The 26,457-nt window shown below is 66.6% G+C and carries 24 protein-coding genes; 13 read left to right on the top strand and 11 right to left on the bottom strand.

Annotated elements, in window-relative coordinates; all coding sequences use genetic code 11:
* Positions 1 to 226: 226 nt before the first annotated feature.
* Positions 227 to 3,490, top strand: coding sequence for a transglycosylase domain-containing protein (locus VSR71_RS13650; RefSeq protein ID WP_342914397.1), 3,264 nt, complete (start codon positions 227 to 229; stop codon positions 3,488 to 3,490).
* On the opposite strand, the gene VSR71_RS13645 is transcribed toward VSR71_RS13650, so the two are convergent.
* Positions 3,463 to 3,714 (bottom strand): GlsB/YeaQ/YmgE family stress response membrane protein, encoded by a 252-nt coding sequence (locus tag VSR71_RS13645; RefSeq protein WP_342914396.1) that lies wholly within the window; start codon positions 3,712 to 3,714, stop codon positions 3,463 to 3,465. The genes VSR71_RS13650 and VSR71_RS13645 overlap by 28 nt on opposite strands.
* 121 nt (positions 3,715 to 3,835) lie before the next feature.
* Entirely contained in the window at positions 3,836 to 5,392 is a 1,557-nt protein-coding gene (locus tag VSR71_RS13640) for a methyl-accepting chemotaxis protein (protein WP_342914395.1), read from the bottom strand.
* A 339-nt stretch (positions 5,393 to 5,731) separates the two neighbouring features.
* Between VSR71_RS13640 and chrA the strand changes: the two genes are divergently transcribed.
* The 10 genes from chrA (at position 5,732) to VSR71_RS13595 (ending at position 16,953) form a co-directional block, all read left to right on the top strand.
* Positions 5,732 to 6,955 carry a chromate efflux transporter gene (gene chrA / locus VSR71_RS13635; RefSeq protein WP_342914394.1) on the top strand — a complete coding sequence of 408 codons (1,224 nt, stop codon included), beginning with the start codon at positions 5,732 to 5,734 and terminating at the stop codon, positions 6,953 to 6,955.
* A 281-nt stretch (positions 6,956 to 7,236) separates the two neighbouring features.
* Positions 7,237 to 7,893 (top strand): PepSY-associated TM helix domain-containing protein, encoded by a 657-nt coding sequence (locus tag VSR71_RS13630; RefSeq protein WP_342914393.1) that lies wholly within the window; start codon positions 7,237 to 7,239, stop codon positions 7,891 to 7,893.
* 75 nt (positions 7,894 to 7,968) lie between these two features.
* On the top strand, positions 7,969 to 8,493 hold the full coding sequence (locus VSR71_RS13625; protein WP_342914392.1) for a DUF2271 domain-containing protein: 525 nt from the start codon (positions 7,969 to 7,971) through the stop codon (positions 8,491 to 8,493).
* A gap of 70 nt (positions 8,494 to 8,563) precedes the next feature.
* The gene (locus VSR71_RS13620; RefSeq protein WP_428979402.1) at positions 8,564 to 9,367 is read left to right on the top strand and encodes a DUF4198 domain-containing protein; all 804 of its coding nucleotides are present in this window, start codon (positions 8,564 to 8,566) and stop codon (positions 9,365 to 9,367) included.
* Between the two features lie 27 nt (positions 9,368 to 9,394).
* The gene (locus VSR71_RS13615) at positions 9,395 to 10,414 is read left to right on the top strand and encodes an FAD:protein FMN transferase (RefSeq protein ID WP_342914390.1); all 1,020 of its coding nucleotides are present in this window, start codon (positions 9,395 to 9,397) and stop codon (positions 10,412 to 10,414) included.
* 8 nt (positions 10,415 to 10,422) lie between these two features.
* Positions 10,423 to 12,030 carry a sulfite reductase flavoprotein subunit alpha gene (locus tag VSR71_RS13610; protein ID WP_342914389.1) on the top strand — a complete coding sequence of 536 codons (1,608 nt, stop codon included), beginning with the start codon at positions 10,423 to 10,425 and terminating at the stop codon, positions 12,028 to 12,030.
* A 117-nt stretch (positions 12,031 to 12,147) separates the two neighbouring features.
* Positions 12,148 to 14,586, top strand: coding sequence for a penicillin acylase family protein (locus VSR71_RS13605; protein WP_342914388.1), 2,439 nt, complete (start codon positions 12,148 to 12,150; stop codon positions 14,584 to 14,586).
* A 689-nt stretch (positions 14,587 to 15,275) separates the two neighbouring features.
* Positions 15,276 to 15,821, top strand: a complete 546-nt coding sequence (locus VSR71_RS35305) for a PAAR domain-containing protein (protein ID WP_428979396.1) — start codon at positions 15,276 to 15,278, stop codon at positions 15,819 to 15,821.
* Positions 15,818 to 16,426: a hypothetical protein gene (locus VSR71_RS13600; protein WP_342914387.1), complete on the top strand. Its 609-nt coding sequence runs from the start codon at positions 15,818 to 15,820 to the stop codon at positions 16,424 to 16,426. Before VSR71_RS35305 ends, VSR71_RS13600 begins: the two co-directional genes overlap by 4 nt.
* Positions 16,423 to 16,953 carry a hypothetical protein gene (locus tag VSR71_RS13595; protein ID WP_342914386.1) on the top strand — a complete coding sequence of 177 codons (531 nt, stop codon included), beginning with the start codon at positions 16,423 to 16,425 and terminating at the stop codon, positions 16,951 to 16,953. The genes VSR71_RS13600 and VSR71_RS13595 overlap by 4 nt, the downstream gene beginning before the upstream one ends.
* Before the next feature lie 91 nt (positions 16,954 to 17,044).
* Here VSR71_RS13595 and VSR71_RS13590 read toward each other — a convergent pair whose 3' ends face one another.
* Entirely contained in the window at positions 17,045 to 17,722 is a 678-nt protein-coding gene (locus VSR71_RS13590) for a type 1 glutamine amidotransferase domain-containing protein (protein ID WP_342914385.1), read from the bottom strand.
* A 116-nt stretch (positions 17,723 to 17,838) separates the two neighbouring features.
* Here VSR71_RS13590 and VSR71_RS13585 point away from each other — a divergent pair, with 116 nt between their 5' ends.
* Positions 17,839 to 18,837 (top strand): LysR family transcriptional regulator, encoded by a 999-nt coding sequence (locus VSR71_RS13585; RefSeq protein WP_342914384.1) that lies wholly within the window; start codon positions 17,839 to 17,841, stop codon positions 18,835 to 18,837.
* Here VSR71_RS13585 and VSR71_RS13580 read toward each other — a convergent pair.
* Positions 18,824 to 19,516 (bottom strand): SDR family NAD(P)-dependent oxidoreductase, encoded by a 693-nt coding sequence (locus VSR71_RS13580; protein WP_342914383.1) that lies wholly within the window; start codon positions 19,514 to 19,516, stop codon positions 18,824 to 18,826. The genes VSR71_RS13585 and VSR71_RS13580 overlap by 14 nt on opposite strands.
* A 278-nt stretch (positions 19,517 to 19,794) precedes the next feature.
* Between VSR71_RS13580 and VSR71_RS13575 the strand changes: the two genes are divergently transcribed.
* Positions 19,795 to 20,181, top strand: coding sequence for a DUF427 domain-containing protein (locus VSR71_RS13575; protein WP_342914382.1), 387 nt, complete (start codon positions 19,795 to 19,797; stop codon positions 20,179 to 20,181).
* Positions 20,182 to 20,207: 26 nt separating this feature from the next.
* On the opposite strand, the gene VSR71_RS13570 is transcribed toward VSR71_RS13575, so the two are convergent.
* From VSR71_RS13570 to VSR71_RS13540, 7 genes are all read right to left on the bottom strand, one after another.
* Positions 20,208 to 20,561 (bottom strand): hypothetical protein, encoded by a 354-nt coding sequence (locus VSR71_RS13570; protein WP_342914381.1) that lies wholly within the window; start codon positions 20,559 to 20,561, stop codon positions 20,208 to 20,210.
* A gap of 7 nt (positions 20,562 to 20,568) precedes the next feature.
* Complete coding sequence (locus VSR71_RS13565; RefSeq protein WP_342914380.1) at positions 20,569 to 20,985, bottom strand: cupin domain-containing protein; 417 nt, start codon at positions 20,983 to 20,985, stop codon at positions 20,569 to 20,571.
* Positions 20,986 to 21,085: 100 nt separating this feature from the next.
* Entirely contained in the window at positions 21,086 to 21,892 is an 807-nt protein-coding gene (locus tag VSR71_RS13560; RefSeq protein ID WP_342914379.1) for a GntR family transcriptional regulator, read from the bottom strand.
* A gap of 89 nt (positions 21,893 to 21,981) precedes the next feature.
* Positions 21,982 to 22,971, bottom strand: a complete 990-nt coding sequence (gene puuE, locus VSR71_RS13555) for an allantoinase PuuE (protein WP_342914378.1) — start codon at positions 22,969 to 22,971, stop codon at positions 21,982 to 21,984.
* A gap of 97 nt (positions 22,972 to 23,068) precedes the next feature.
* Positions 23,069 to 23,803 carry an aspartate/glutamate racemase family protein gene (locus VSR71_RS13550; RefSeq protein WP_029045211.1) on the bottom strand — a complete coding sequence of 245 codons (735 nt, stop codon included), beginning with the start codon at positions 23,801 to 23,803 and terminating at the stop codon, positions 23,069 to 23,071.
* 42 nt (positions 23,804 to 23,845) lie between these two features.
* The gene (locus VSR71_RS13545; protein ID WP_342914377.1) at positions 23,846 to 25,381 is read right to left on the bottom strand and encodes an NCS1 family nucleobase:cation symporter-1; all 1,536 of its coding nucleotides are present in this window, start codon (positions 25,379 to 25,381) and stop codon (positions 23,846 to 23,848) included.
* A gap of 446 nt (positions 25,382 to 25,827) precedes the next feature.
* Positions 25,828 to 26,457: hypothetical protein (locus VSR71_RS13540; protein ID WP_342914376.1), on the bottom strand; the 630-nt coding region annotated here is incomplete at its 5' end.

Here is a 26,457-nt window from a genome sequence, read left to right as displayed (position 1 = left end):
ACCCGCCGGCGGAGCAAGGCGGCGTCATGTGCCGCAAGCGCGTCTCCGAATAGCGCGTGTTAGCAACCTTGCGACAACCCCTCGCATGCTTGCTGCACGCCGGCCAGACTCCTACTAATATCAAGATATACGGCACGCGCCCTGCGCGTGCCGCGAGAACATTGCGCTTCGAGCTGGTGCGCGGATTCCGATGCGCGCAAGGCCGGCCCAACAGGGAAGCCCAAACGTGTCGCGTCGTGGCTGGATCTTCGCTGGCTTGGCGGTCGCCCTCACCGGGGGCGTCTACGTCGTGTATAGCTTTGTCGCGAGCGAAGTGCGCAATTCGCACTGGCAGGCGCGGCTCATCGGCGAGCTCGGCCAGCGGCTGACCTTCGAGATCCAGCCTGGCGCCAGCGACAGCATCCGCTTCCCGCATTCCGGTCCGTATGATGCACGCATGGGCTACGGCCTGCTGCCGCAGTTCGCGCAGCGGCTGCAGCAGCGCGGCTACGTTCCCGCCGAACAGGCGCGCATGTCGCCCGACATGGTCCGGCTGATGGACCAGGGCTTGTTCGCGCCTTACCGCGAGAAGAACCAGGCAGGCATCTTGCTGCGCGACTGCAACGGGCTGACGCTGGCGTTCGAGCGTTATCCGCAGCGCCAGTATCCCGATTTCGCCACGGTGCCTCCGCTGCTGGTCAGCGCGCTGCTGTACGTCGAGAACCAGGGCCTGCTCAACCCCGAATACCCCAACATGAACCCGGCGCTGGACTGGCGCCGGCTGTCGCGCGCGGTGCTCGACCAGTTCATCCGGCTGGCCGACCGTTCGCACGACGCGCCCGGCGGCAGCACGCTGGCCACGCAGATCGAGAAGTACCGCCACTCGCCCGAGGGCCGCACCGCGTCGATCCCCGAGAAATTCCGGCAGATGGCGTCGGCGTCGCTGCGCGCCTACCTGGACGGGCCCGACACGCAGCGCGCGCGCGAACGCATCGTGGTCGACTACCTCAACACCGTGCCGCTGTCGGCGCGCGAGGGCTTCGGCGAGATCAACGGCATCGGCGACGCGCTGTGGGTGTGGTACGGCGAGGACTTTGGCGAGGTCAACCGGCTGCTCAAGGAAATGGACCAGCGCGCGCCCGAGCCGCGCCAGGCGCAGGTGTTCAAGCGAGCGCTGTCGCTGATCATCTCGCAGCGCCGGCCGTCATACCATTTGCGCCGCGACGACACCAACCTGGATGCGCTGACGGCCAGCTACCTGCGCCTGCTGGCCGCCAACAGCGTCATCACCGCCGAGTTGCGCGACGCGGCGCTGGCGCAGCCGCTGGACAAGGCCGCTCCGCCGCAGCGCGGGCCGCAGGAACCGTTCGTCACGCGCAAGGCCGTCAACCGCGTGCGCGCCGATGTCACCCGCCTGACCGGCGTGGAAAGCCGCTACGACATGGACCGGCTCGACCTGACGGTCGACAGCACCATCAACCGCGAGGCGCAGCGCATCGTCACCGAGACGCTGCAGCGCGTGAACAACAAGGCCGATGCGCGCGCCATGGGCCTGTACGGCCACAACCTGCTGCGCGACAACGACGACCCGTCGAAGCTGATGACCAGCTTCACGCTGTTCGAGCGTGTCGGCAACGCCAGCGTGGTGCGGGTCCAGGCCGACAACATCGACCAGCCGTTCGACATCAATAGCGGCGCGCGGCTGAACCTCGGTTCGACCGCCAAGCTGCGCACGCTGGTGACCTACCTGGAAATCATCAGCGAACTGCATGCGCAATACGCCGGCATGGGCCGCGCGGAGCTGGCCGCGGTGCGGCTGGCACGGCAGGATGCGCTCGCTCACTGGGCGGTGGATTACCTGTCCAAGGCGAAGAAGCCCGAGGAGCGCGAACTGATGGCGATGCTCGAGGCCGCGATGGAGCGCAAGTACTCCGGCAGCGCCGGGGAAGGCTTCTACACCGGCGGCGGGCTGCAGAGCTTCACCAACTTCGAGCGCGAGGCGGGCGAGCGCAACATGACCGTGCGCATCGCGTTCCAGCATTCGGTCAACCTGGTCTTCATCCGCATGATGCGCGACATCGTGCGCTACGAGACCTTCCACGCCAACCCGGACATCGGCGACCTGTTCGAGGACCGCTACGCACCGGGCCGGCGCGAGTACCTGGAGCGCTTCGCCGACCAGGAAGGCAGCGCCTACATGGTCAACTTCTACCAGCGCTACCGTGGCAAGACCTCCGGGCAGCGGCTGGACACGCTGCTGGGCCGCGTGCGCATGACCATCCCGCATATCAACGCGGTGCGCATGTCGGTGACGCTGCTGAGCGCGCGCCCGTACCTGGATGAGGACAGCTATATCCGCATCATGCGCGCGCGCCTGGGCGACAAGCAGCTGGCCAAGGAAGACCTGCCCGCGCTGTACCGCAAGTACGGCAAGGACAAGTTCAACCTGAACGACCGCGGCTACCTGTCACGGGTGCACCCGCTGGAACTGTGGATGGTGGAGTACCTGGACCAGCACCCCGACGCCACGCTGACGGAGCTGCTGCGCGCCAGCACGGCGGAGCGCCAGGAAGTCTACAAGTGGCTGTTCAAGACGCGCAGCAAGGCGGGCCAGGACAACCGCATCCGCACGCTGCTGGAGCAGGACGCCTTCACCCGCATCGCCAGGCGCTGGCAGCGGGTGGGCTACCCGTTCGATTCGCTGACGCCGTCGTACGCCAGCGCGATCGGCGCGGCGGGCGACCGTCCGGCGGCGCTGGCCGAACTGGCCGGCATCCTGCTGGCTGGCGGCGTGGTCACGCAGAGCGCCGCGGTGCGCAGCCTGGCCTTTGCCGACGGCACGCCGTACGCCACGCGCTACGTGCTGCAGCCGGGACCGGGCAAGCGCGTGCTGCCGGCCGAAGTGGCAGAACTGGCGCGGCGTTCGATGCTGGACGTGGTGGAACGCGGCACCGCCAAGTCGATCCGCGGCGCCTTCACGGTGCCGGGCCGCGACGGCGCGACGCTGACGGTGGCGGGCAAGACCGGCACCGGCGACCAGCGCTTCCAGGTGTACGGGCCGGGCGGGCGGCTGATCTCGTCGCGCTCGGTGAACCGCTCGGCGACTTTCGTGTTTACGCTGGGCGAGCGTTTCTTCGGCACCGTGGTGGTCAACGTGCGCGAACCGTACGCGGTGCGCTACAGCTTTACCAGCGCGCTGGCGGTGCGGGTGCTGCGCGCGATCGCGCCACAGGTGTCGGCGATGGCGCCAGGCGGCGACCGCGCGCTGCTGCGCTGCCGCGATGCGGCGCCGGGCCTGCGCACGCCGCGCATGCCGACCATGGCGGCACCGACCGAAGCCGTGCCGGGCGCCACGCTGGCGCAAGGGCTGGAAGCGCCGCCCCGCGCAGACGCGGTGGCTCAGCCTGCGGCGCCCGCGCCGGCCAAGCCCGAAGCGCCGAGCCTGGCCGATGCCAACGATGCCATCACCGTGCGCAAGGCCAGTCAGCCCTTGCGGCGGACCATGCCGTAGATCACCAGCAGCACGATCGCGCCGATCACCGAGGCGAACCAGCCAGCCGGTTCGCCTGGCTGGTACCAGCCCATTCCGCGCCCGACGTAGCCGGCCACCACCGAGCCGAGCACGCCGAGGATGATGGTCATGATCCAGCCCATCTTGTCGTCGCCGGGCTTCACCGCCCGTGCGATCAGTCCGACGATGAGGCCAACGAACACGGTGCCGATGAATGCCATCATGGCGCGCTCCCGGTAGAGGACTGCTTAGGATGGGGGCCGGCTGCATGGTGCAGCCGGCTGCGCTTCATGATACACGCAGCCGGAGGCTGCGTATGACGCTGGAGTGACAGCGCCGCCGCGCTCAGGCTCGTGCCAGCCGGAACTGACCGACGGCCCGGTGCAGCATGTCGGCCTGGTCTTCCAGCGATGCCGCCGCGGCCGCCGCCTCTTCCACCAATGCCGCGTTCTGCTGCGCCATCTGGTCCATCTGCGACACCGCCTGGTTGACCTGCTCGATGCCGCCGGTCTGCTCCTCGGTGGCCGCCCGCATCTCGCCCATCAGGTCGGTCACGCGCTTGACCGCTTCCACGATCTCGTCCATCGCCTTGCCGGCGCTTTCCACCAGCACCGCGCCGTCCTCCACGCGCTGCGCCGAGTCGCCGATCAGCGCCTTGATCTCCTTGGCGGCGGTGGCGCTGCGCTGCGCCAGCGTGCGCACCTCGCCGGCCACCACGGCGAAGCCGCGCCCCTGTTCGCCGGCGCGCGCGGCTTCCACCGCGGCGTTCAGCGCCAGGATGTTGGTCTGGAAAGCGATGCCCTCGATCACGCCGATGATGTCGACCACTTTGCCCGAAGCCTGCTTGATCTCGCCCATGGTGCCGACCACCTGGTTGACGATGGTGCCGCCGCGCACGGCGATGTCCGAGGCACCCTCGGCCAGGCGGCTGGCCTGGCGCGCGTTGTCGGCGCTCTGGCGCACGGTGCTGGTGAGCTGCTCCATGCTCGCGGCGGTTTCCTGCAGCGAGGCGGCCTGTTCTTCGCTGCGGCGCGACAGGTCGGCATTGCCCGCGGCGATCTGCTTGGCCGCGCCGGCGATCGCATCGGCCGAGCCGCGGATGCTGCCGATCGCGCCGGTCAGGCGCGCCTGCATGCGCTGCATCGCGAACAGCACGCTGTGCTCGTCGCCCGGCCGCACCTCGACATGGCCGGCGAGGTCGCCCTCGGCAATGCGGCCGGCGATCTGCGCGGTGGTGGCCGGCTCGCCGCCGAGCTGGCGGTGCAGGCTGGCGGAGACGCGCACCATCGCCAGCGACATCAGCGCGCCGACCGCCAGCAACAGGCCCAGCGCCTTCCACAGCTCGGCGCGGAACGCCGCTTCGATGTCATCCAGGTACAGTCCGGCGATAAAGTTCCAGTCCCACGGGCGGAAGTTGGCCACGTAGCTCAGCTTCGGCTGCGGCGCCTCGGCGCCCGGCTTGGGCCACAGGTATTCGACGTAGCCCTTGCCGGCGCCCTTGCCGATCGCGGCGATGTCGCGGAACAGGTAGACCCCGTTGGGATCCTTCATTCCCTCCATGGCCTTGCCGTTCATCTCCGGCTTGAACGGGTGCATCAGCACCACGGTGTCGGAACGCATCAGCGTGAAGTAGCCGTCGGCACCGAAGCGCATCGCGCGCACGCGCTCGATGGCCTGTTGCTTCGCCTCGTCGGCCGGCAGCTTGCCCGCCTTCGCCAGCGCCTCGTACTCGGCCACCACCGAGAGCGCGGTGTCGGTGACGTGGGCCAGGTCGAGCCGGCGCTCATCCATGCGCAGCGTGCGCAGGTGCCAGGCGTTCCACAGCGTGATGCCGAGCAGGCAGACCCAGCTCAGCACCAGCGGCAGCAGCAGTTTTTTCTTCAGGCTCAGTTTGTCCAGCATGCTTTCCATTCCTCCGTCAGCGCATTGCGCATTGCTCATCGGTGACACGCATTTGCGGCGTCATTCATGGTTGACGCCTGTCCGGGCATGCGTGTGCGTCTGCGGGCTAACGGCGGGACGGGAAACTAACTTGATTGGGGTAATACCGTCCATGCCATGCATATGGTTGATTGGTTTTAACAACCGCGAAATTAAAGTGATGTAACGGGCGCTAATGGCTGCCGGTGGGGCAAGTGACGTGATTCCGGCATCTCCTGTCACGCCGTTGACCATTGAAATCCGGCAGAATCTGCGCGTTGTACCGACGCAACCCTCTCCTCACGCCTGTCGCCCGCACGTATGGCCACCTTGCCGAGTCCCTCCGAAGACAGCCGCCGCCATGACGGCCCGCTTGCCGTGTTTCTCACGTTCCTGCGGCTGGGGCTGACTTCGTTCGGTGGCCCCGTCGCGCACCTGGCGTTTTTCCGCGAGGAACTGGTGCGGCGCCGGCAGTGGCTGAGCGAGGCCGCCTATGCCGACGTGGTCGCGCTGTGCCAGTGCCTGCCCGGCCCGGCCAGCAGCCAGACCGGGATCGCGCTGGGGCTGGCGCGCGCGGGGTATGCCGGCGCCCTCGCCGCATGGCTGGGTTTCACGCTGCCGTCGGCATTGCTGATGATCCTGTTCGCGCTGGGCATCTCCCACTACGGCATGCTGGCGGCACCCGGGGTGCTGCACGGCCTCAAGCTGGTGGCGGTGGCGGTGGTGGCGCAGGCGGTGTGGGGCATGGCGCGCACGCTGTGCCGGGGCCCGGTGCGCATCGCCATCATGGTCGCCGCCACAGGCACGGTGCTGGCGCTGCCGGGGGCGTGGACGCAGGTGGCGGTGATGGCGTTGGCGGCGCTGGCGGGGGCCATGCTGCTGCGGCCGGCGTTGGCCGGCACGCATGAGCCGCTCGGGCTGCCGGTCAGCCATCGTGCCGGCGCGCTGCTGCTGGTGGCGTTCGCCGTGCTGCTGGCCGGCCTGCCGGTGCTGGCGCAACTGAGCGCCGATCCTGCCATGCGCCTGTTCGACGCCTTCTACCGCGCCGGGGCGCTGGTCTTCGGCGGCGGCCACGTGGTGCTGCCGCTGCTGGACGCCGAAGTGGTGGCGCCCGGCTGGGTCGGCAAGGAAACCTTCCTCGCCGGCTATGGCGTGGCCCAGGCCATGCCCGGCCCGCTGTTTACGTTTGCCGCCTTCCTGGGCGCCTCGTCGCAGGTGCCTCCGGCCGGCTGGGCCGGCGGGCTGCTGTGCACGGTGGCGATCTTCCTGCCGGGCGCGCTGCTGGTGGTCGGCACGCTGCCCTACTGGGAAAGCCTGCGCCGCAACCGCCGGGCGCAAGCCGCGCTGGCCGGCATCAACGCGGCCGTGGTCGGGCTGCTGCTGGCGGCGCTGTGGCAGCCGGTGTGGGTCAGCGCGGTGCGCGGCCCGCTCGATATCGTGCTGGTCGCGCTGGCGCTGGTGGCGCTGATGGTGTGGAAGCTGCCGCCCTGGCTGGTGGTGCTGGCCAGCGGCGTGGCGGGGTGGGCGGCGGGCATGTGGCTGTAGTGCCGCTGCAGTGGCGGCCCGAGCGGCGCATCCGAGGAAGGGGCGCGGGCCGCACGCACGACACACAACACAGCTTGACCCTTGTAATGCGCCGTAACCTGACGCGCCCCGGAACCGTTTGCGCATTCAAATGCGAACGATTATCCTTCTCTCCTGCGTCGGCCATTGTGATGGCAATGGCACAACCACCGCGTCTAAAGCGCGCGACGGCGCTCCAGCTTCCCAGGATTCCCAGCAGGGCCGGCCGCCGGCCCGACGGGGGCCAGCCGCTTACCACCGCAATGACCGAAACCCAGCCAGCTTCCGGCCAGCAGCGCCGCGCGTTCTGGCTCAAGCACCTTCACCAGTGGCACTGGATCAGTTCCGCGATCTGCCTGATCGGGATGATGTTGTTTGCCGTGACCGGTTTCACGCTCAACCACGCATCGCAGATCGAGGCAAAGCCCGCGGTCGAGACGCGCCATGCGACCGTGCCCGCCGCGCTGCTCGACACGCTGCGCGAACAGGAGCCCGCCGGCGCAAGCAAGTCCCGCGATCGCAAGGCCCCGGTGCCCGAAGCGCTGGCCGCATGGCTGGCACAGGCGCTCGATGTCGATGCCAGCGGCCGCGAGGCCGAATGGTCGGCCGACGAGATCTACGTGGCACTGCCGCGCCCCGGCGGAGATGCCTGGGTCAGCCTTGAGCTCGACAGCGGCGAGGCCCAGTACGAGAAGACCACGCGCGGCGCGATCTCCTACCTGAACGACCTGCACAAGGGCCGCAACACCGGCCAGGCATGGAGCCTGTTCCTGGATGTGTTCGCATTCGCGTGCCTGGTCTTCAGCGTCACCGGCCTGTTCCTGCTCAAGCTGCATGCGGGCGGGCGCCTGGCGACCTGGCCGCTGGTCGGCCTGGGGCTGGTGGTACCGCTGCTGCTGGCGGTGTTGTTCATTCACTGAGCATCGCCTGCGCCAGGCACGCCGGCATCCCGAACGATTTTCCTGCTGCATCTCACTGACGAGGTTTCTCCGAATATGCGCCGACTGCTCTCCGTCACCCTGACCGGCATGGCCACGGTCCCGTTCGCGGGTCCCGCGCTGGCCGCCGACCTGACCGTCAAGGTGGAAATCCCGCGACTCAACGTGGCCGAGTATCACAAGCCCTACGTGGCGATGTGGGTCGAGCGCGCCGACCAGAGCCCGGTGCAGACCCTGGCGGTCTGGTACGACGGCAAGCTCAAGGAAAACGAGGGCACCAAGTGGCTCAAGGACATGCGCCAGTGGTGGCGCAAGGCCGGCCGCGACCTGAACATGCCGGCCGACGGCATCTCGGGCGCGACCCGCGCGCCGGGCGAGCACTCGGTCAGCTTCCGCGACGGCAAGAACCCGCTGGGCAAGCTGCCGGCGGGCGACTACCAGCTGGTGGTCGAAGCCGCGCGTGAAGTCGGCGGGCGCGAACTGGTGCGCGTGCCGTTCACCTGGCCGCCGCAATCCGCACAGACCGCCCGCGCCAAGGGCGACCACGAACTCGGCGGTGTCACCGTCGACCTGAAGCCGTAATCCTTTCCGGAGCCTGACGATGAAACCTGCCGCGATCCTGTCTGCCGTCGTGTCCCCCTCCCGTTCCCGCATGGCCACCCGCATGGCCGTGCTCGCCCTTGCCGCGCTGGCGCCGCTGGCCGCGCACGCGCACCGCCAGTGGCTGCTGCCGTCGGCCACCGTGCTGTCGGGCAATGACCCGTGGGTGACCGTTGACGCCGCCGTCTCCAACGACCTGTTCTACTTCGAGCACGTGCCGCTGCGCCTCGACAACCTGCAGGTGACCGCGCCCGACGGCAGCGCCGTCAAGGCCGAGAACGCGGCGACCGGCAAGTACCGCAGCACCTTCGACCTGCACCTGACGCAGCCGGGCACGTACCGCGTGGCGGTGGTCAACCAGGGCCTGTTCGCCAGCTACAAGGTCGATGGCCAGGCCAAGCGCTGGCGCGGCTCGGCGGACAACTTCGCCAGGGAAGTCCCTGCCAACGCGCAGGACCTGACGGTCACGCAGGCCGAAGGCCGGGTCGAGTCCTTCGTCACCGCCGGCAAGCCCAGCGACAAGGGCCTGCGCATCACCGGCCGCGGCCTGGAACTGGCGCCGATCACGCACCCCAACGACCTGGTTGCCGGCGACACCGCCAGCTTCCGCCTGCTGCTCGACGGCAAGCCCGCCGCCAACCTGAAGGTCGAGGTGGTGCCGGGCGGCATCCGCTATCGCGACAAGCTGCAGGAGATCAGCGCCACCACCGACGCCGACGGCAAGTTCAGCGTCAAGTGGCCGGCGCCGGGCATGTACTGGATGGAAGCCGAGGTGCGCGACGACAAGGCTACCTTCAAGCAGGCCAAGTCGCGCCGCGCGACCTATGCGGTGACGGTGGAAGTGCTGCCGCAATAAGCGTGGCCTGGCTCGGCTGAATCCGGTTTGAACCGCATCCTGGTCCCCGTCGCGCTGCAGGCGCCCCCGGTGCCGCCCGCGCCCGATGCGCGGCAGCACCGCTGGGGCGGCGCAAGCATGGGCACGACCTGGTCGGTCGTGGCATTGCTGCCGCCCGCGGCGGACGCCGATGCCATCGGCGCGGGTATCGTCGCCGTGCTCGACGGCGTGATTGCCCAGATGAGCAACTGGGAGCCGGATTCCGCTATCAGCCGCTTCAACCGCGCCGAGACGGGCAGCTGGCACGAGCTGCCCCCCGATTGTTTTACCGTGCTGCAATGCGCGCTGCAGGTGGCGCGCGACAGCGGCGGCGCGTATGACCCGAGCGCCGGGCCGCTGGTCGACCTGTGGGGTTTCGGCCCGGCACCGCGGCGCAGCGCGCCGCCGTCGCCCGACGCCGTCAGGGCGGCACGCGGCCGCTGCGGCTGGTCGCGCATCGAACTCGATGCCGACGCACTGCGCGCACGCCAGCCCGGCGGCGTGTCACTGGATTTCTGCGCTATCGCCAAGGGTTTTGCCGTAGACGCGGTGGCACGCTATCTCGACGCGCAGGGCGTGGACCATCATCTCACCGAGATCGGCGGCGAACTGCGCGGCCATGGCGTCAAGCCTGACGGCATGCCCTGGTGGGTCGCACTGGAAGCGCCGCCCGGCCTCGGCAGCGACGCACAGGAAAAACAGGACGGGCAGACCCTGGTGGCGCTGCACGGCCTTTCTGTCGCCACCTCCGGCGACTACCGTCGCTACTTCGACAGCGACGGCCGGCGCTATGCCCATACCATCGACCCGCGCACCGGCTATCCGGCCAGCCACGCGCTGGCTTCGGTCACGGTGATCCACGCGCAGTGCATGCTGGCCGATGCGCTGTCGACCGCGCTGACCGTGCTCGGCCCGGACGCCGGCATGGCGCACGCGCGCCGCCACGGTATTGCCGCGCGCTTCCTGGTGCGCACGCCGGGCGGTTTCGACGAACATCATTCCCCGGCTTTTGCCGCGATGCTGGCATGAGCCGCTCCATGCTTTCAGGCCTTTTTTCGCCCTTCGCCGGCGCCAGCTGGCTCGCGCTGGCAGGCGGCGTGGCGCTGTCGCTGACGGGGCCGTCGCGCGGCGCCATCGCCGCCGGCGTGGTCGCCGCCTATGCCGGCTTCTGCGGCACGGTGCTGGCGCACCACCGCCAGCGGCGCGCGCGCGTGGCGGCGCTGGCCAATGCCACGGACACCACGGACGGCGCCACGCTGGTTGCCTATGCCAGCCAGACCGGGTTTGCCGAGCAGCTGGCGCTGCAGACCGCGACCGCGCTGCAGGGCGCCGGCGTGCCGGTGCAATTGCTGTCGCTGGCCGAGGTCGATGCCGGCCGGCTGGCCGCCTGCCGGCAGGCGCTGTTCGTGGTCAGCACCACTGGCGAGGGCGACGCGCCCGACAGTGCATCCGGGTTTGCGCGCCGGCTGCTGGCTGGCCGTGCGGACGGCCTGCGCGAGCTGCGCTATGGCATCCTTGCGCTCGGCGACAGCAGCTACGCGCGCTTCTGCGCCTTTGGCCACGCGCTCGACCACTGGCTGCAGCGCCATCGCGCGCAGCCGCTGTTCGACCTGATCGAGGTCGACAACGGCGATGCCGGCGCGCTGCGCCACTGGCAGAACCACCTGTCGGCGCTCAGCGGCGGCGCCGAGATTGCCGACTGGGAGCGCCCGCGCTACGGCGACTGGGTGCTGGCGCAGCGCCACCACCTGAATCCCGGCAGCCAGGGCGCGCCGGCGTTCCATCTGGTGCTGGCGCCGCAGGACCGCGACGCGCTCGACTGGCAGCCGGGCGACATCGCCGAGGTCGGTCCGTGCCGCGCGCCGGCCGAGGTCGCGCGGCTGCTGGCCCGGCTCGCGCTGGACGGTGCCACGCCGGTGCGTTGCGACGCCCGCGACCTGACGCTGGCTGAAGCGCTGGCCACGCGCATGCCGCTGCCCGACGCCCACTTTGCCGCGATGCAGGGCGTGCCGGCGCAGCAGCTGGTCGATGCACTGTCGCCGCTGCCGCACCGCGAGTATTCGATCGCATCGCTGCCGCAGGACGGCAGGCTTGATCTGCTGGTGCGGCAGGCGCGCCGCGACGACGGCCGCCTGGGGCTGGCTTCCGGCTGGCTGACCGAGCATGCGGCCGTGGGCGCGCACATTGCGCTGCGCATCCGCACCAACCGCAGCTTCCATCCGCCCGTCGACGACCGGCCGCTGATCCTGGTCGGCAACGGCACCGGCCTGGCTGGCCTGCGCGCGCACCTGAAGGCGCGCGCCGCGGCGGGACGGCGCCGCAACTGGCTGCTGTCCGGCGAGCGCTCGGCGCAGCATGACGCATTCTTCGCCGACGAACTGGCCGCGTGGCAGTCCGACGGCACGCTGCAGCGCGTCGACCAAGCCTGGTCGCGCGACGGCGGTACGCCGCGCTACGTGCAGGACGCCCTGCGTGCGCAGGCGGCGCTGGTGCGCGAGTGGGTGCAGGAAGGCGCGGCGATCTATGTCTGCGGCAGCCTGCAAGGCATGGCCGGCGGCGTCAACGAGGCCCTCGCGGAAATCCTCGGCGAATCCGCCCTGCGCCAGCTTGCCGACGACGGCCGCTACCGGCGCGACGTCTACTGATCACGCCACGCGCCGTGCGGAGATCGGCCGCGCGGCTCGCGCCCCGGCCGCGCATGCACTATCTTCGGTGTGGACTGCAAAGCATTTGCAGCAAACATACAAAACCGAGGAGACCTGATGCTACGCACCCCCCGCCGCCTTGCCGCTGCGCTGGCTTTGGTTGCCACCGCCATCCCCGTCACCATTCCCGCCGCCATGGCCGAGGCGCCCGCGCGCGCCGACCGCCTCGCTGTTCCCGGCCTGGAGAAACCCGCGACAGTCCTGGTCGACCGCTGGGGCGTGCCGCATATCTACGCCGGCACGCTTTACGACGCCTTCTACGTGCAGGGCTTCATGGCCGCGCGCGACCGCCTGTGGCAGATCGACCTGTGGCGCAAGCGCGGCCTCGGCGAAATGGCGAAGGACTTCGGCCCCGCCTACGCCGACGGCGACCGCATGGCACGCGCGGTGCTGTTCCGCGGCGACATGTACCGCGAATGGCTGGCCTACGGCTCCGACGCCAAGCGCGTCGCCGAGGCCTTCGTCGCCGGCGTGAACGCCTACGTGGCGCTGACCGAGCAGAAGCCGGAACTGCTGCCGCCCGAGTTCCGCAAGCTCGGCTACAAGCCCGCGCGCTGGCAGGCCGATGACATCGTGCGCATCCGCCACCACGGCCTGACACTGAACTTCACCGGCGAGATCGATCGCGCCCGGTTGTTCTGCGAAGCCAGGGCCGATGCCGTACGCGCCGACTGGATCCGGCGCGAACTCGACCCACCGGTCGAGCCCAGGCTCAGCGCCGGCCTCGATCCCTGCACGGTGCCCGCCGCCGAACTGCGCCGCGCCTATGAACTGGCCACCGCCGCCGCGCGCTTTCCCAAGGACGCATGGAGCGGCGTCCAGAACGCCAGCATCCCGCTCGACCAGCTCTACGCACTGGTCGATCCCAACAGCGATACCGGCCGCAGCCTCGGCTCCAACAACTGGGTCATCGGCGGCAAGCGCACCACCACCGGCCGGCCGATCCTGGCCAACGACCCACACCGCTCGCATGGCGCGCCCAGCCTGCGCTACATCAGCCACCTGAACGCGCCCGGCATGTCGGTGATCGGCGCGGGCGAGCCGTTCCTGCCGGGCATCTCGATCGGGCACAACGGCACCATCGCGTTCGGACTGACGCGCTTCTACATGGACCAGGAAGACCTCTACGGCTACGAGCTCAACCCGGCCAACCCGCGCGAATACAAGTACAAGGGCCGCTGGGAGCCGATGGAGACCGTCACCGAGGAGATTGTCGTCAAGGGCGAGTCCGCGCCGCGCAAGGTCACCGTCGACTTCACCCGCCACGGCCCCGTGCTGCACGCCGACGCCGCGCGCGCCTGGGTACTGCGCGCGGCGTGGCTCGACTACGGCATGGCGCCGTACTTCGGCTCGATGGACTACATGCGCGCGCGCAACTGGGACCAGTTCCGCGCCGCCATGAACCGCTGGGGCGCGCCCGGCGAAAACCAGGTCTATGCCGACACCGGCGGCAATATCGGCTGGATCCCCGGCGGCCTGACCGTCAAGCGCCCCAACTGGGACGGGCTCACGCCGGTGCCGGGCGATGGCCGCTATGAATGGGCCGGCTACCGCAACATGGATGAACTGCCGTGGGCCTACAACCCGGCGCCCGGCTATATCGTCACCGCCAACGAGAACAACATCCCGCCCGAGCATCCGGCGGCGAAGCTGGGCGTGGGCTACGAATGGAGCGACAGCTCGCGCGCGCGGCGCCTGAAGGCGGTGGTGGGCGCCAATCCGCGCAGCTCGGTGCAGGACTCGATGGCGTGGCAGAACGACACGGTGTCGCTGCCGGCGCAGCGCGTGGTGGCGCTGCTGCGCGACGTTCGCAGCGATGACGCGCAACTGGCGCGCGGCCTGGATTTGCTGCGCGGCTGGGACGGCAACGAACGCGCCGACAGCGCCGCGGCGGCGTTGTTCGAGGTCTGGTTCAGCAAGCACCTGCGCCCGGCGGTGGTGCGCGCGGCCTTGCCCGCAGATGCCGCCCGGCTGGTCGGCGCCGGCGATGCCGCGCGCGTGGTCGCGGTGCTGGAGCAGCCCGATCCGTGGATGCCGGTGGCCCGGCGCAACGCGGTAATGCTCGAATCGCTGAAGGCCGCGATGGCGGAGCTGGAAGGCAAGCTCGGCCCGGACCCGCGCGGCTGGCAATGGGGCAAGCTGCACACCGCGGTCTTCACGCACCCGATGGACCCGATCCTGAATGACGCCGAACGGCAGCAGTTCAACGTCAACGCCGGCCCGATCGGCGGCTCGGCCTTTACGCCGATGAATACCAGCTACCGCAACAACGATTTCCGGCTGACCGCGGGGGCTTCGTTCCGCATGGTGCTGGATGTGGGCAACTGGGATGGCTCGCGCGTGATCAACACGCCGGGGCAGTCGGGGAATCCGGCCAGCGCGCATTACCGCGACCTGGCGCCGTTGTGGGCCAAGGGAGAGTATTTCCCGCTGGTTTATACGCGCAAGGCGGTGGAGAAGGCGAGCAGGGAGAGGTTGGAGTTGGTGCCGCAGTGAGAGGCGTCTGACCCACCCCTCGCAAGCGCAATTTATGGAGGCACCATCCTGAAAATGCTCCCTCTCAAATGTATCCGTTGTCTGGCGCGGTTTTCCGGAAATCGGCCGCGCCATCTGGGGGAGTCTTTGGCGTAACGTGGTTGGCTGGCAACCAGCCACGGTCTTATCGAACTATCACAGCGTCCGCGCAGCCCTTTGCACACGCTTTTACAGAGATGCAGGGCACATGCGGGGCTTCGGTCGTCAGCCTTCCACAGCGCGCCCAACATTGCCTCTAGGCTGAGCTCGGCCGTCCGGCTGCCCCAACCATCGCCTTGCAAATCATCGCCAGCGGGGCCGTTCTCGGCTTCGACGGCGCCCCCTAACGACACTGCCCGCTTTCGGTGCGCTCGCCCAGCACAGCGCTGGCTTTGGCCAACAGGTCAGAAACGCTCACCTTGCTTTCGTTGGCTTTAGTCGGCGCTGATGCGCGTCATTTTTCGCAAGCTCGCACTTCATGCGCGTGCACTCGCGCGCAGTCGTTTCATTCCTCTTGGTACCACCGGTTACGGCCGCCTTTGCTTTCACCCCGGGATGATTCCTCCTCATTATCGGATTAATCCCATGGTCAGTGCCGCCTCGTCTAGGGTAGACCCGATAGTGCGGGATGCTGCCGCACTTTTCAATATCGATTAAAAGGAGCTAATAACATGGCTGACATGCGCTATGTATTACGTCATGGCGATCCGACCAGCACGGGCGGTACGCTGATCGCAATCCGACCCAATACAACACACTCTGGTCTATCCATGGCTCTAGAGGGAGACGTCGCTAGTTGCCCCGTATGTAATTCGAATGGACCCGTCTTTAATAATTGCTTCCCGAATTTTGAGGTAAGCGGTAGACAAACGTTAGTGAGCGGCGCTCGTGTGCATTGCGCATGCCAAGTTAAGCCAACCGTTATGGCGTCGCAACACGATTTCACCGTCGAAGTAAATAGAAGCGGATCTGGCACGAGTCTGGCGCAAGCCGCATATTACGCCGGCCGCATGCAAGAAGGCGGTGAAGTAATAAGGCAGCATGTTGAATATATTAACGCCAAAACGGGGGAGGCAGTTTCAAATGTACGATATGACCTTTACGTGAATGGCGACTTGCATATAAGCAGTGAGCCCATGCGAAACGGACGCACGCGTTTCGTGCATGGACCTAAAGAAATTTCCATTGTGCTTTGGAACGATGAGGGGTCCCAATGACGCTAAATGCTGAAACCCGGCTCCTCGCGGCAATCGCCTATGGCGAATCGTCCTCGAAGGATGTTTATGAAGAGATGGCCGGCATTGCCAGCGTTATGCTGCGACAAGCAAAGGCACGTGGTTTTGCTACCGTCTCGGCCTTCGTTGGTAAAGTGAAGTCGTTTACCTTTGTTGTAAAGGACGGAAATGAGCGGTATGGGCGACTCATGAAGGCAACGGAAAAGGAGATAGAAAAAGACAAGGTTCTCTCCGCTGCTGTGAAAGCAGCCGAAAATGCTATGAGTGATGGAATCGATTATTCAAACGGCGCCTATTTTTGGGATGGCGCGGACATCAAATCGAGTTATTCCACTCATTTCAAGGTGGCAAGGGGGATTCATTTCACTCATGAGGCGCACAATATTTACAAGATCAAGGGAAGTGAAGGAAAATTCGAAATAGCGATAACCGTAGAAAGGCGGGTCAAGGGAAGGATGGTGTTGGAAAGGAAGGTGCTTGGTACGGTAAGCTATCAATACGAGTCAACTGCAGCGTACGGCGGAACGATATTCTGGAAATTTTCCGACGATTATTTGAAAATAAAAGGCGGAAAGGAATACATATGAAGCGGTTCGGATTCGGGATTATTGTCACTTTGACGTGCCAGTTGACGTATGCCCAACCACCACGCGTCGTTGTCGAGAGTTGTTTGCTCGGATATCCATCCATCAAGCGTGTTACGGTCAAGCTTGGTGATACCCACTACATGTCCATCCAGGACGATGCCGGCTATCGGCGTACATGGCCAGAAAGAATGACGGGTGAGCAGGTTGGCTACGCAACTAGCCAAAAAAATGAAAACGATTATGTATTCATAGGAAAGTATCGTGGATACATAAGGAAGGCGATTCCATTGTCAGAACTGGAACGTGAGCCACAGCGCATAGAATCGCCTCTGCTTGCATCATACGGAACGATACGTTATGGTGCTCATCGCTATGTTTGCTTGACGCAAGCCAATGGGCAAGGTTCCGCAGCTTTCGTAGTCGATGGATACATCGGAGAATTTCCGCCAAAGAAGGGTCGTTTCCTTCAACTTTATTACACGATGGAAAATACGAAGAAATTTAAGGCGTTCAGCAAGGGCAAATAAAATCAGTCTGGTCGGGGCGCGAAAGCGCCCCCTTATTCTCCTGCGCGCGGGTGCGGGGAGCGAAATCTCAAGCAGGGGGAAGACCCTCGCTTTACTTCAACAACCCCAACACCGCCTCAGCCCCCGCCTCCGACGACGCCGGATTCTGCCCCGTCACCAGTTTTCCAGCTACCGCAACATGGCTGGCCCAGTCATCCCCACGCGTAAAGCGCCCGCCGCTGGCCTTGAGCACGTCCTCCACCAGGAATGGCACCACCTCGGTCAACTGCACAGCCGCTTCCTCGCTGTTGGTAAAGCCGGTGACTTCCTTGCCCTTCACCAGCGGCTGCCCGTCCGCACCCTTGACGTGCCGCAGCACCCCCGGCGCATGGCACACGGCGCCCACTGGCTTTCCGAGCCGGTCGAACTGCTCGATCAGCGCGATCGAACGCTTGTCTTCCGCAAGGTCCCACAGCGGGCCATGGCCGCCGGGATAGAACACCGCGTCGAAGTCGTCGGCCTTGACCTGGTCCAGCGTCAGCGTGTTGGCCAGTGCCCCCTGCGCAGCTGCATCGACGCGGAAGCGGCGGGTCGAATCGGTCTGCGCATCCGGATCGTCGCTCTTGGGATCGATCGGCGGCTGGCCACCCTTGGGCGAAGCCAGCGTGATGTCGGCGCCCGCATCCTTGAAGACGTAGTAGGGCGCCGCGAATTCCTCCAGCCAGAAGCCGGTCTTCTTGCCCGTATTGCCAAGCTGGTCGTGCGAGGTCAGCACCATCAGGATTTTCATGTTCGTTCTCCGGTTTGCGTCTACGGTCAGGCCGGGGCAGCCCCGGCATTGGCAACATCCTAAGCAGCTGGCTATGATTCGAAAACTTCGAATCTTCGATTTCTGCCATCCAAAAAATGAATATCGCCGGCAAGGACCTGAACCTGCTCTACGTCTTCCATGTGCTCTACCAGGAAGGCAACGCCTCGCGCGCGGCGGCGCGCATGGCGCTGAGCCAGCCGGCGCTGAGCCACAAGCTGAACCGGCTGCGCGACGAGCTGGGCGACCCGCTGTTCGTGCGCGCGCCGCGCGGCCTGACGCCGACGCCGCGAGCGCATGAGCTGGCACCGCAGGTGCAGCGGCTGGTGGCGGAACTGGATGCCTTCTACGACGCCTGCGATGGCCGCGACTTCCTTGCACGCGGCGAGGCCGTCCATCTCTACACCACCGACTACATGGAGCAATTGCTGCTTCCCGCGCTGCTGCCGCGGCTGCGGCGCGAAGCGCCAGGACTGGTCGTGGTCACGCACAACACCCGCGGCGAGCTGCCGCGCGAGGAACTGGAGAAGGGCACCTGCGACCTGGCGATCGCGGGCTTCTACGAGAACCTGCCGGATACCTTTCACCAGCAGCGCCTGTGCAGTGAAGACTTCGTCGTGCTGGCATCGAAGTCCAACCCTCACCTGGCGCGCGGCCTCGATCTCGATGCATTCCTTGCCTGCGAGCACCTGCTGACGACGCTGACCGGCGACCTCAATGGCGTGGTCGACCGCGCGCTGGCGGTGCAGGGACGAAAGCGCAAGGTGGTGGCGGGGCTGTCGAGCTTCCTGGCACCGAGCCGGCTGGTGCGCGGCACGGCCTTGCTGCTGACGTGCCTGCGGTCGGTGGCGGAAGAGGCGGTCGCGCGCGACCCGGACCTGTTGCTGCTGCCGGTGCCGTTCGCCTTGCCCAGGGTGGAGATGATGCAGATCTGGCATGCGCGCACCGATGCCGACCGGCTGCGGCGCTGGCTGCGCCAGCAGATCCAGGAAGTGGCCGGCTCGCTGCAGCCGCAACCGCAGCCGCAGCCGCAGCCACAGCCGCAGCAAAGGCCTGCCGCGCGCAAGCCGGCCCGGCCAGCGGTCAGGCGCGGTTGACCACCGGCACCAGTGCGCCTTGCACCGCGCGGGCCGCGTCGGAGGCGAGGAACAGGATCACATCGGCCAGCGCATCCAGGCCGACCCAGCGCGAGGTATCGGCATCCGGCATGGCCTGGCGGTTCTCGGGCGTGTCGAGGATGCTGGGCAGCACCGCGTTGACGCGGATGCCCTGGTCGCGCAGTTCGGCCGACATCGATTCGGTGACACGTGCCAGCGCGTCCTTCGATGCGCAGTAGGCGCCCATCTGCGCCAGTCCGCGCGCCGCCGAATTGGCACCCACGTTGACGATGGCCCCGCCGCCTGCGGACAGCATGTGCGGCACCACGGCGCGCGCCATGTTCAGCACCGTGCCCACGTTCATGTCGAACAGGCGGTTCCAGTCGGCCGCGTTGGTTTCGTGGATGCCCGTGCCCATGGCGAAGCCGCCGGCCAGGTTGCACACCACGTCGATGCGCCCGCACGCCTGCACGGCTTCGCCGATTGCCTTGCCGAGGCTGTCCGCATCAAGCAGGTCGGCCTGCAGAGCAAGGTGGCCGCTGCCGGCTTCCGGCAGCGGTGCGGCATGGCGGTCCAGCAGCACCACGCGCGCGCCTGCCTGCGCGAAGGCGTGCGCGACAGCGCGCCCCAGGTTGCCGCCTGCGCCGGTGACCAGTACGTTCTTGCCGTTGAAGTTCATTTGCGTCTCTCCTGCGCCGTGGGGCGCGCATTGTCGTGATCAGGCTTCGCCCGCCTTTTTTTCTTTTTCAACCATCGTGGCCGGCAGCGAAAAACGCAAGCCAGTCTACGCAACGGCACGCAACATAAGCTTGCGAAAACGCCTCGGGCTAACCCTCGAAACGCACAGGAAGTTGCGCGCGCGACTCGCCGTTTGCGCCGTGCCGGGGGTATTCGCGCCGACGGGCTGCCCGGCAAGCGCCTAGAATGTCCTGCATCCCGCCATGCAGGAGCACGACGATGTCAGGCAAGCCCGTCAAGATCCCCGGCCCCGACCATCCCATCACCATCGAGCCGACGCCGGGCCGCGTGGTGGTCAAGGTGGCGGGGCGCGTTGTCGCCGACAGCACCGCGGCGCTGACGCTGCAGGAAGCCAGCTACGCGCCGGTGCAGTACATCCCGCGTGCCGATGTCGACATGGCACAGCTCGCGCGCAGCGATCACGGCACCTATTGCCCGTACAAGGGCGATTGCAGCTACTTCTCCATCCCGGCCGCCGGCGAGCGCGGGCGCAATGCGGTATGGAGCTACGAGGCGCCTTACGATGCGGTCGCCGCGATTGCGTCGCATGTGGCTTTCTATCCGGATCGCGTCGACAGCATCGACATCGGCGATGCCGCGGCCTGAATGTGCCGGCCGGGGAAATGCGGGGTTCAGGGTGACAGCGCCGCGTCGATCATGGCCACGGCGAGTCCCGTCAGCAACGCCAGTGCGGAAGCGATAAACCAGCGCACGGTCTTGCGGTATTCCTCCACCGCATCGTCCTCGATGCGCAGCGCGCGGAACAGCGCGACGATCTGCAGCGAGACAGCCGCCAGCAGGGAGATCGCGGCGAACACCGCGCGCACATTCCAGTGCCCCGGACTTTCGAAGCCCCAGAAGCGCCAGAACGCCAGCGAGAAGCCCAGCAGCACCGTGATGGCCGTGATGATGCCCTGGCGGTAGCCGCTGGGTACCATCGGCGGTACGGGCTTCGGGGGCGTAGCGGGGCCGGTGGGAGGTTCCATCGGAGCCTCAGGCGTGGCCTTCCGGCAGTTGCACCGCAGCCAGCGTGGCGTCGTCAGGGCCGACGACCCTGCTGACGTGCCCCTTGCCCGTGGTGTCTTCCAGCAGCAGCGCGCTGCCTGCCGACAGGGCCCGGCGCTCGCCATCGCTGGCTTCGAACTCCATCGCACCGGCCAGCACGAAGATCCACATGCGTATCGGCGATGGGTGCAGCGCGCCGACCCAGCCCGCCGGCACCAGCAGGAAGCCCTGCCGCCCGGCCTCGGCCAGCGGCGATACCCAGAAGGCACGCGCGGGCGGGGCAAACAGCCGCTCCGTGATGGCTACGGAAACGGGGCCGAAGTGGGATTCGCCGTCGGCATCGGCATAGAGACGCTCGAAGGCCAGCGGCGGACGGGCTGTGACGGTTTCGGCAGTGGCGGCCATGGCACCCCCTGCGGCGCGTTGCAAGCGCGGGTTGTTATCCAGGCAGTCTAGGCTGCCATGCGCCGAGTGCAATACCAGGCCGCCGAAGCCGGTGCTTCACTCAACCCTTGCTGAAGATGCTGTAGAAGTCGGGCGCGCCGCTGTCGGGCATGCTCAGGTCGAGCGAGCCTTCGATATGCTCGAGGTGCTCGGCCATCAGTGCGCTGGCGCGCGCGGCGTCGCGCTGCTCGATGGCATCGATCAGCTGGCGGTGCTCATGCTCGGCGCACGCGGGCGCGCCGGGGCGGTCGTACAGCGTGATGATCAGGCAGGTCAGCGAAACCATCTCGCGGATCAGCTTTTCCAGGATCGCATTGCCGGCCATCTCGGCCAGCAGGATATGGAATTCGCCGGACAGGCGGATCATCGCGGCGCGGTCGCCGCGGGCGCGTGCGTTGTCTTCTTCCAAGGCATGGCGGCGCAGGCTGCGGACCTTGGCCGGCGTGGCGCCCAGCGCCAGTTCCGCGGCCAGCGCGGGTTCGACCACGCGGCGGGCCTGGAAGACCTCGCGCGCCTCGTCGACCGTGGGGCTCGACACGAAGGCGCCGCGGTTGGGCACCAGCGTCACCAGCTTTTCATGCGCGAGGCGGGCGAACACCTGCCGGATGCGAGCGCGGCTGGCGCCGGTGACTTCGCACAGGCGCTCTTCTACCAGCTTGGTGCCGGCCAGCAGGCGATGCTCCATGATCGCGGTGAGCAGGCCAAGATAGATGGCCTCGGTGGCGGAGGCCTCTCCGGCGGCGGATTCGTTGCCGGCCGGTTCCTCCTGGATGGCTGGCGGCGCGGGTTTGGGTGCGGCTTTGGATGCGGGCCGGCGCGGCGCTTTCGCCGCCGCGCCGGGCGCCGTCTTCTTCGATGTGGTTGCCATATCGGGGTACGGACAGTCGGGGTGTCGCCGGAAGTGGCGACGAAACACGGCTATATCGTACACAAATATGGCGACGCGGACGTCGCGGGTCAGGCCGTGGCGGCTTCCCGCGCCGGGCTGGCAGCAGCAGAGGCAGTCGCCGCGGGGCGGAACGGGTGCACTTGCGCCCAGTGCCGCGCGATGTCGACACGGCGGCAGATCCACACCTTGTCATGGCCCTGCACGTAGTCGAGGAAGCGCTGCAGCGCGCGGAAGCGGCCGGGACGGCCGAGCAGCCGGCAGTGCATGCCGATCGACAGCATCTTGGGGCTGTCCTGTCCGCTCGGGTCGCCTTCTTCATACAGCACGTCGAACGCATCCTTCAGGTACTGGAAGAACTGCTCGCCGGTATTGAAGCCCTGCGGCGTGGCAAAGCGCATGTCGTTCGAGTCCAGCGTGTATGGCACCACCAGGTGGGGCTTCTTCTCGCCGCCGGTGACTTCCACTTCGGTCCAGAAGGGCAGGTCGTCGCCGTAATAGTCGGAGTCGTACAGCAAGCCGCCATGCTCGACCACCAGGCGGCGGGTGTTGGGGCTGTCGCGGCCGGTGTACCAGCCCAGCGGCAGCTCGCCGGTCAGGTCCTGGATGATCTGCATGCCGATGCGCATGTGCTCGCGCTCGGTGGCCTCGTCGATGTTCTGGTAGTGGATCCAGCGCCAGCCGTGGCAGGCGATCTCGTGGCCCAGCTCGACGAAGGCGTGGGTCAGTTCCGGATGGCGCTGCAGCGCCATCGACACGCCGAAGATGGTCAGCGGCAGCCCGCGCTGCTCGAACTCGCGCAGGATGCGCCAGACGCCGGCGCGCGAGCCGTATTCATAGATGCCCTCCATGCTCATATGGCGGTCGGGGTAGGCCGCGGCGCCGACGATCTCGGAGAGGAACTGCTCGGAGGCGGCGTCGCCGTGCAGCACGCAGTTCTCGCCGCCTTCTTCGTAGTTGAGGACGAACTGCAGCGCAACGCGCGCACCGCCCGGCCAGCGCGCGTGGGGAGGTTGGGCGCCGTAGCCGATCAGGTCGCGTGGATAAGGTGTCTGGAGCATGTTGCTGGATCAGGTAAGTAGGTCTCGAAGCGTCAGTTCAGCACCTGGGTTGAGCGCCTCAGTTCAATGCCTCAGTTGAGCGCCTCAGTTGAGCGCCTCAGTTGAGCGCATAAGGCGCCAGCATGCCGGCATACGCCTTCGGCAGAGGCCGCGCCCAGTCGCCGCGCTTGCTGGTGGCCAGCCGCACCGAGACCATCGCCTCGGCCAGCTTGACCGCGCACGTCACGCCGTCGATCACCGGCGCGCCGATGGCATCGGCGATTTCGTCGCACAGGTCGGTCATGCCGGCGCAGCCCAGCACGATGCATTCGCTGCGGTCTTCCACCAGCGCGCGGCGGCAGGCCTCGGTGATGATGCGGCGCGCGTCCGAGCCGGGGCGCTCCAGGTCGAGCACCGGCAGGTCGCAGGCGCGCACATTGCTGCAGAAGCGCTTCATGCCATAGCGCTCGGCCAGGTGCCAGGCGATATTGCAGGTGCGTGCCAACGTGGTCACCACGCTGAAGCTACTGCCGACCATGCTGGCCATGTGCATCGCCGCCTCGGCGATGCCGATCACAGGGCCGCGCGCCACCTCGCGTGCCGCATAAAGGCCGGGGTCGCCGAAGCAGGCGATGACGTAGCCGTCCACGCCTTCCTGCTCGCCCGCCAGGATCTCGTCGAGGATGCCGGGCACCGACAGCGCCTCGTCATAATGGCTCTCGATCGACGCCGGGCCCATGCGCGGGCTGACCGCGCTGATGCGCGTGCCTTGCTCGGCCACGGCGCGGGCGCACTGGCCGATCTTCTCGGTCATGCTCTCGGTGGTATTGGGGTTGATGATCTTCAGCTTCATGGGTGCGGCTCTGAGATGGATGCTGTCGAAGGGGGATGTCGTTCAAACCTGGCTGGAGGCCGGGGCGGCGGGCGCGGCAAGGTGGCCCGGCATCATGCGCGGTGCCAGCTGGCGGTACAGCACCAGCGCGATGCCCATGCCGATGAACCAGCTGTAGTTGGCCGCCGCCTGCCAGGCCGGCACCACCACGCACAGGATCGGGATGATGGCCGCGGGAATCATGGTGGCCACCGCCGCCGGGTTGAAGCCATTGCGGTACCAGTAGCGGCCGCGCGGGTTCAGCGTGTACAGGTCGTCGACTTCCACGTGCTGGCGCCGCACCAGGTAGTAGTCGGCGATCAGGATGCCGAACAGCGGGCCGATGAAGGCGCCCAGCACGTCCAGCGTGTAGTGGATCACCGCCGGGTTGTTGTACAGGTTCCAGGGCGTGATGAAGATCGAGGCCACGGCGGCGATCATGCCCCCGTTACGCCAGCTGATGTGCTTGGGCGAGACGTTGGAGAAGTCGAACGCCGGCGATACGAAGTTGGCGACGATGTTGATGCCGATGGTCGCGGTCATGAAGGTGAAGGCGCCCAGCAGCATGGCGAAGGTGCTGTCGATATGGCTCACCGTTTCCACCGGATCGGTGATCAGCTTGCCGAACACCGGCAGCGTGGCCGAGGTGGTGATCACGGTCAGCAGCGAGAAGCCCAGGAAGTTCACCGGCAGGCCCCAGAAGTTGCCGCGCTTGACCGACTTGAAATCCTTGGCATAGCGCGAGAAGTCGCCGAAATTCAGCATCGGGCCGGAGAAATACGACACCACCAGCGCGATCGCGCTCAGCATCACCGGCACCGCTTCCCAGCCGGTGTATTTGACGAAGCTCAGCGTGAAGTTGACGTTCTCCCAGCCGGCCTTGTTCACCAGCCAGATCGCCAGCGCGATCATCACCACGTACACCGCCGGGCCGGCCCAGTCGATGAACTTGCGGATGGTCTCCATGCCGGTCCAGAACACCAGCGCCTGCAGTACCCACAGCACCATGAACGCGGCCCAGCCCAGCGTCGACAGCCCGGCGAAGCCGTGCAGCTTGACGTCGGCATACGGCGCCAGCGATGGGAAGAAGTGCAGCGCCAGCACCAGGAAGGCACTGGATGCCAGGTAGGTCTGGATCCCGTACCACGCCACCGCGATCAGCCCGCGGATGATCGCCGGGATATTCGCGCCGAGCACGCCGAACGAGGCCCGGCAGATCACCGGGTACGGCGTGCCGGTCACCTGGCTGGGCTTGGCCACCAGGTTGCAGAAGAATTGCACGATCACGATCCCGACCAGCAGCGACACCAGCACCTGCCAGCTGGTCAGCCCCAGCGCGAACAGGCTGCCGGCGGTGATGTAGCCGCCCACGCTGTGCACGTCAGACATCCAGAAGGCAAAGATGTTGTAGGTGCCCCAGGTCTGCTTGCGCAGCGGCGCCAGGTCCTCGTTGGTCAGCCGTTCGTCGTAGGTGGGCTTGATCAGGGCATTGCCGTGTGCGGCATGCCCCGCCTGCGGCGCGCCGGCGGTCGCGTCTGGCGTTACGGTCGTTTGCATCATCTGAGTCTCCTGGCAGATGGTTGTCTTGACGATAGGCGAACGTGCGGCCGTCTGGCTCTTTTGTGCGCCGTGGGAGGTCTGTTGTGCTGTCTACTAAATTGTCTACAAAATTGATTGATGCTGTAGACGATGTTGTAGATCACGGTTTGGTGATTGTCAACATTCGTTTTCCCGAAAGATGGGGGCGGGGAAGGGCGTAATAAGGTCGGCAGACGGAAGGCGCAGCCGTGGGGGACAGAGCACAACAAGCCAGCTCCAGCGAGCGGGTCATTGCCTCGAATGAAGGAAAGATACCGACTTACCTAGGTGCCTTTGCGTGCACCGATTTCCGCGATTGCACGTGTCTGCAGTAGCCGTCGACGACCGCCCAGTGGATGGGGCTATACGGGGTCCTAGCCGCGCGGACTAGTCGGGCGCCTATGAATTGGCGCCCCCCTTCAGCCCAGCTACCGCCTAAACGTCCGTATGTCACGAACAAAAAAGTACAACGGCCCCACCAGTGTGGAGCCATCCTTTCCAGTTAGGAGGGAAATGTAGCCAAACCTCACGTTTTGATAAGAACCACTACGGCCAATCCCATCGAAGTTGGATGAAATACACATATACGCCTTCGATCGGTAATGAATCACACCGAACTCAGCCAACGTCGTAGATAGCCTTTCCGGCTTTACATTGTCGACCGGCTTCGCACTGGAAATCGGGCGTGCCTGCGATCCGAAAACTATCTTGTCGGTTTGCTTTCCTTTGTTCGCTGCGTAGCCAAATACCTTTCCTTTGCGTCTATACGTAAAGGTTGAATACCCACGCATGAAGCCGTCATCGACGACGCCGGGTTCATCAGGTTCTTCGATAGATACGGTCGGAGACATTGCGTCGAATGCCAGGCAACTCTCGATCACTTTTAAGGGTGGGCCGGAAGCGAATGAGTGGAGCGGGAAAGCCAGCCAGACTGGAGCGGCCCCCTGAATCGCCGGACACAGTCCCCCACTTACAATAGCGGGTAGGCATACGACTGTGTTTATGACTAAAACGAAGCAGGAATTGGTGGAAGTGTTGACGGGGCCGGAGCGCCGGCG

The organism is Cupriavidus oxalaticus (genome assembly GCF_038900635.1).
Classification (GTDB): Bacteria; Pseudomonadota; Gammaproteobacteria; order Burkholderiales; family Burkholderiaceae; genus Cupriavidus; species Cupriavidus oxalaticus_B.
Note: the sequence above shows the minus strand (reverse complement) of the source record. Positions and strands in the feature narration are given on the sequence as shown.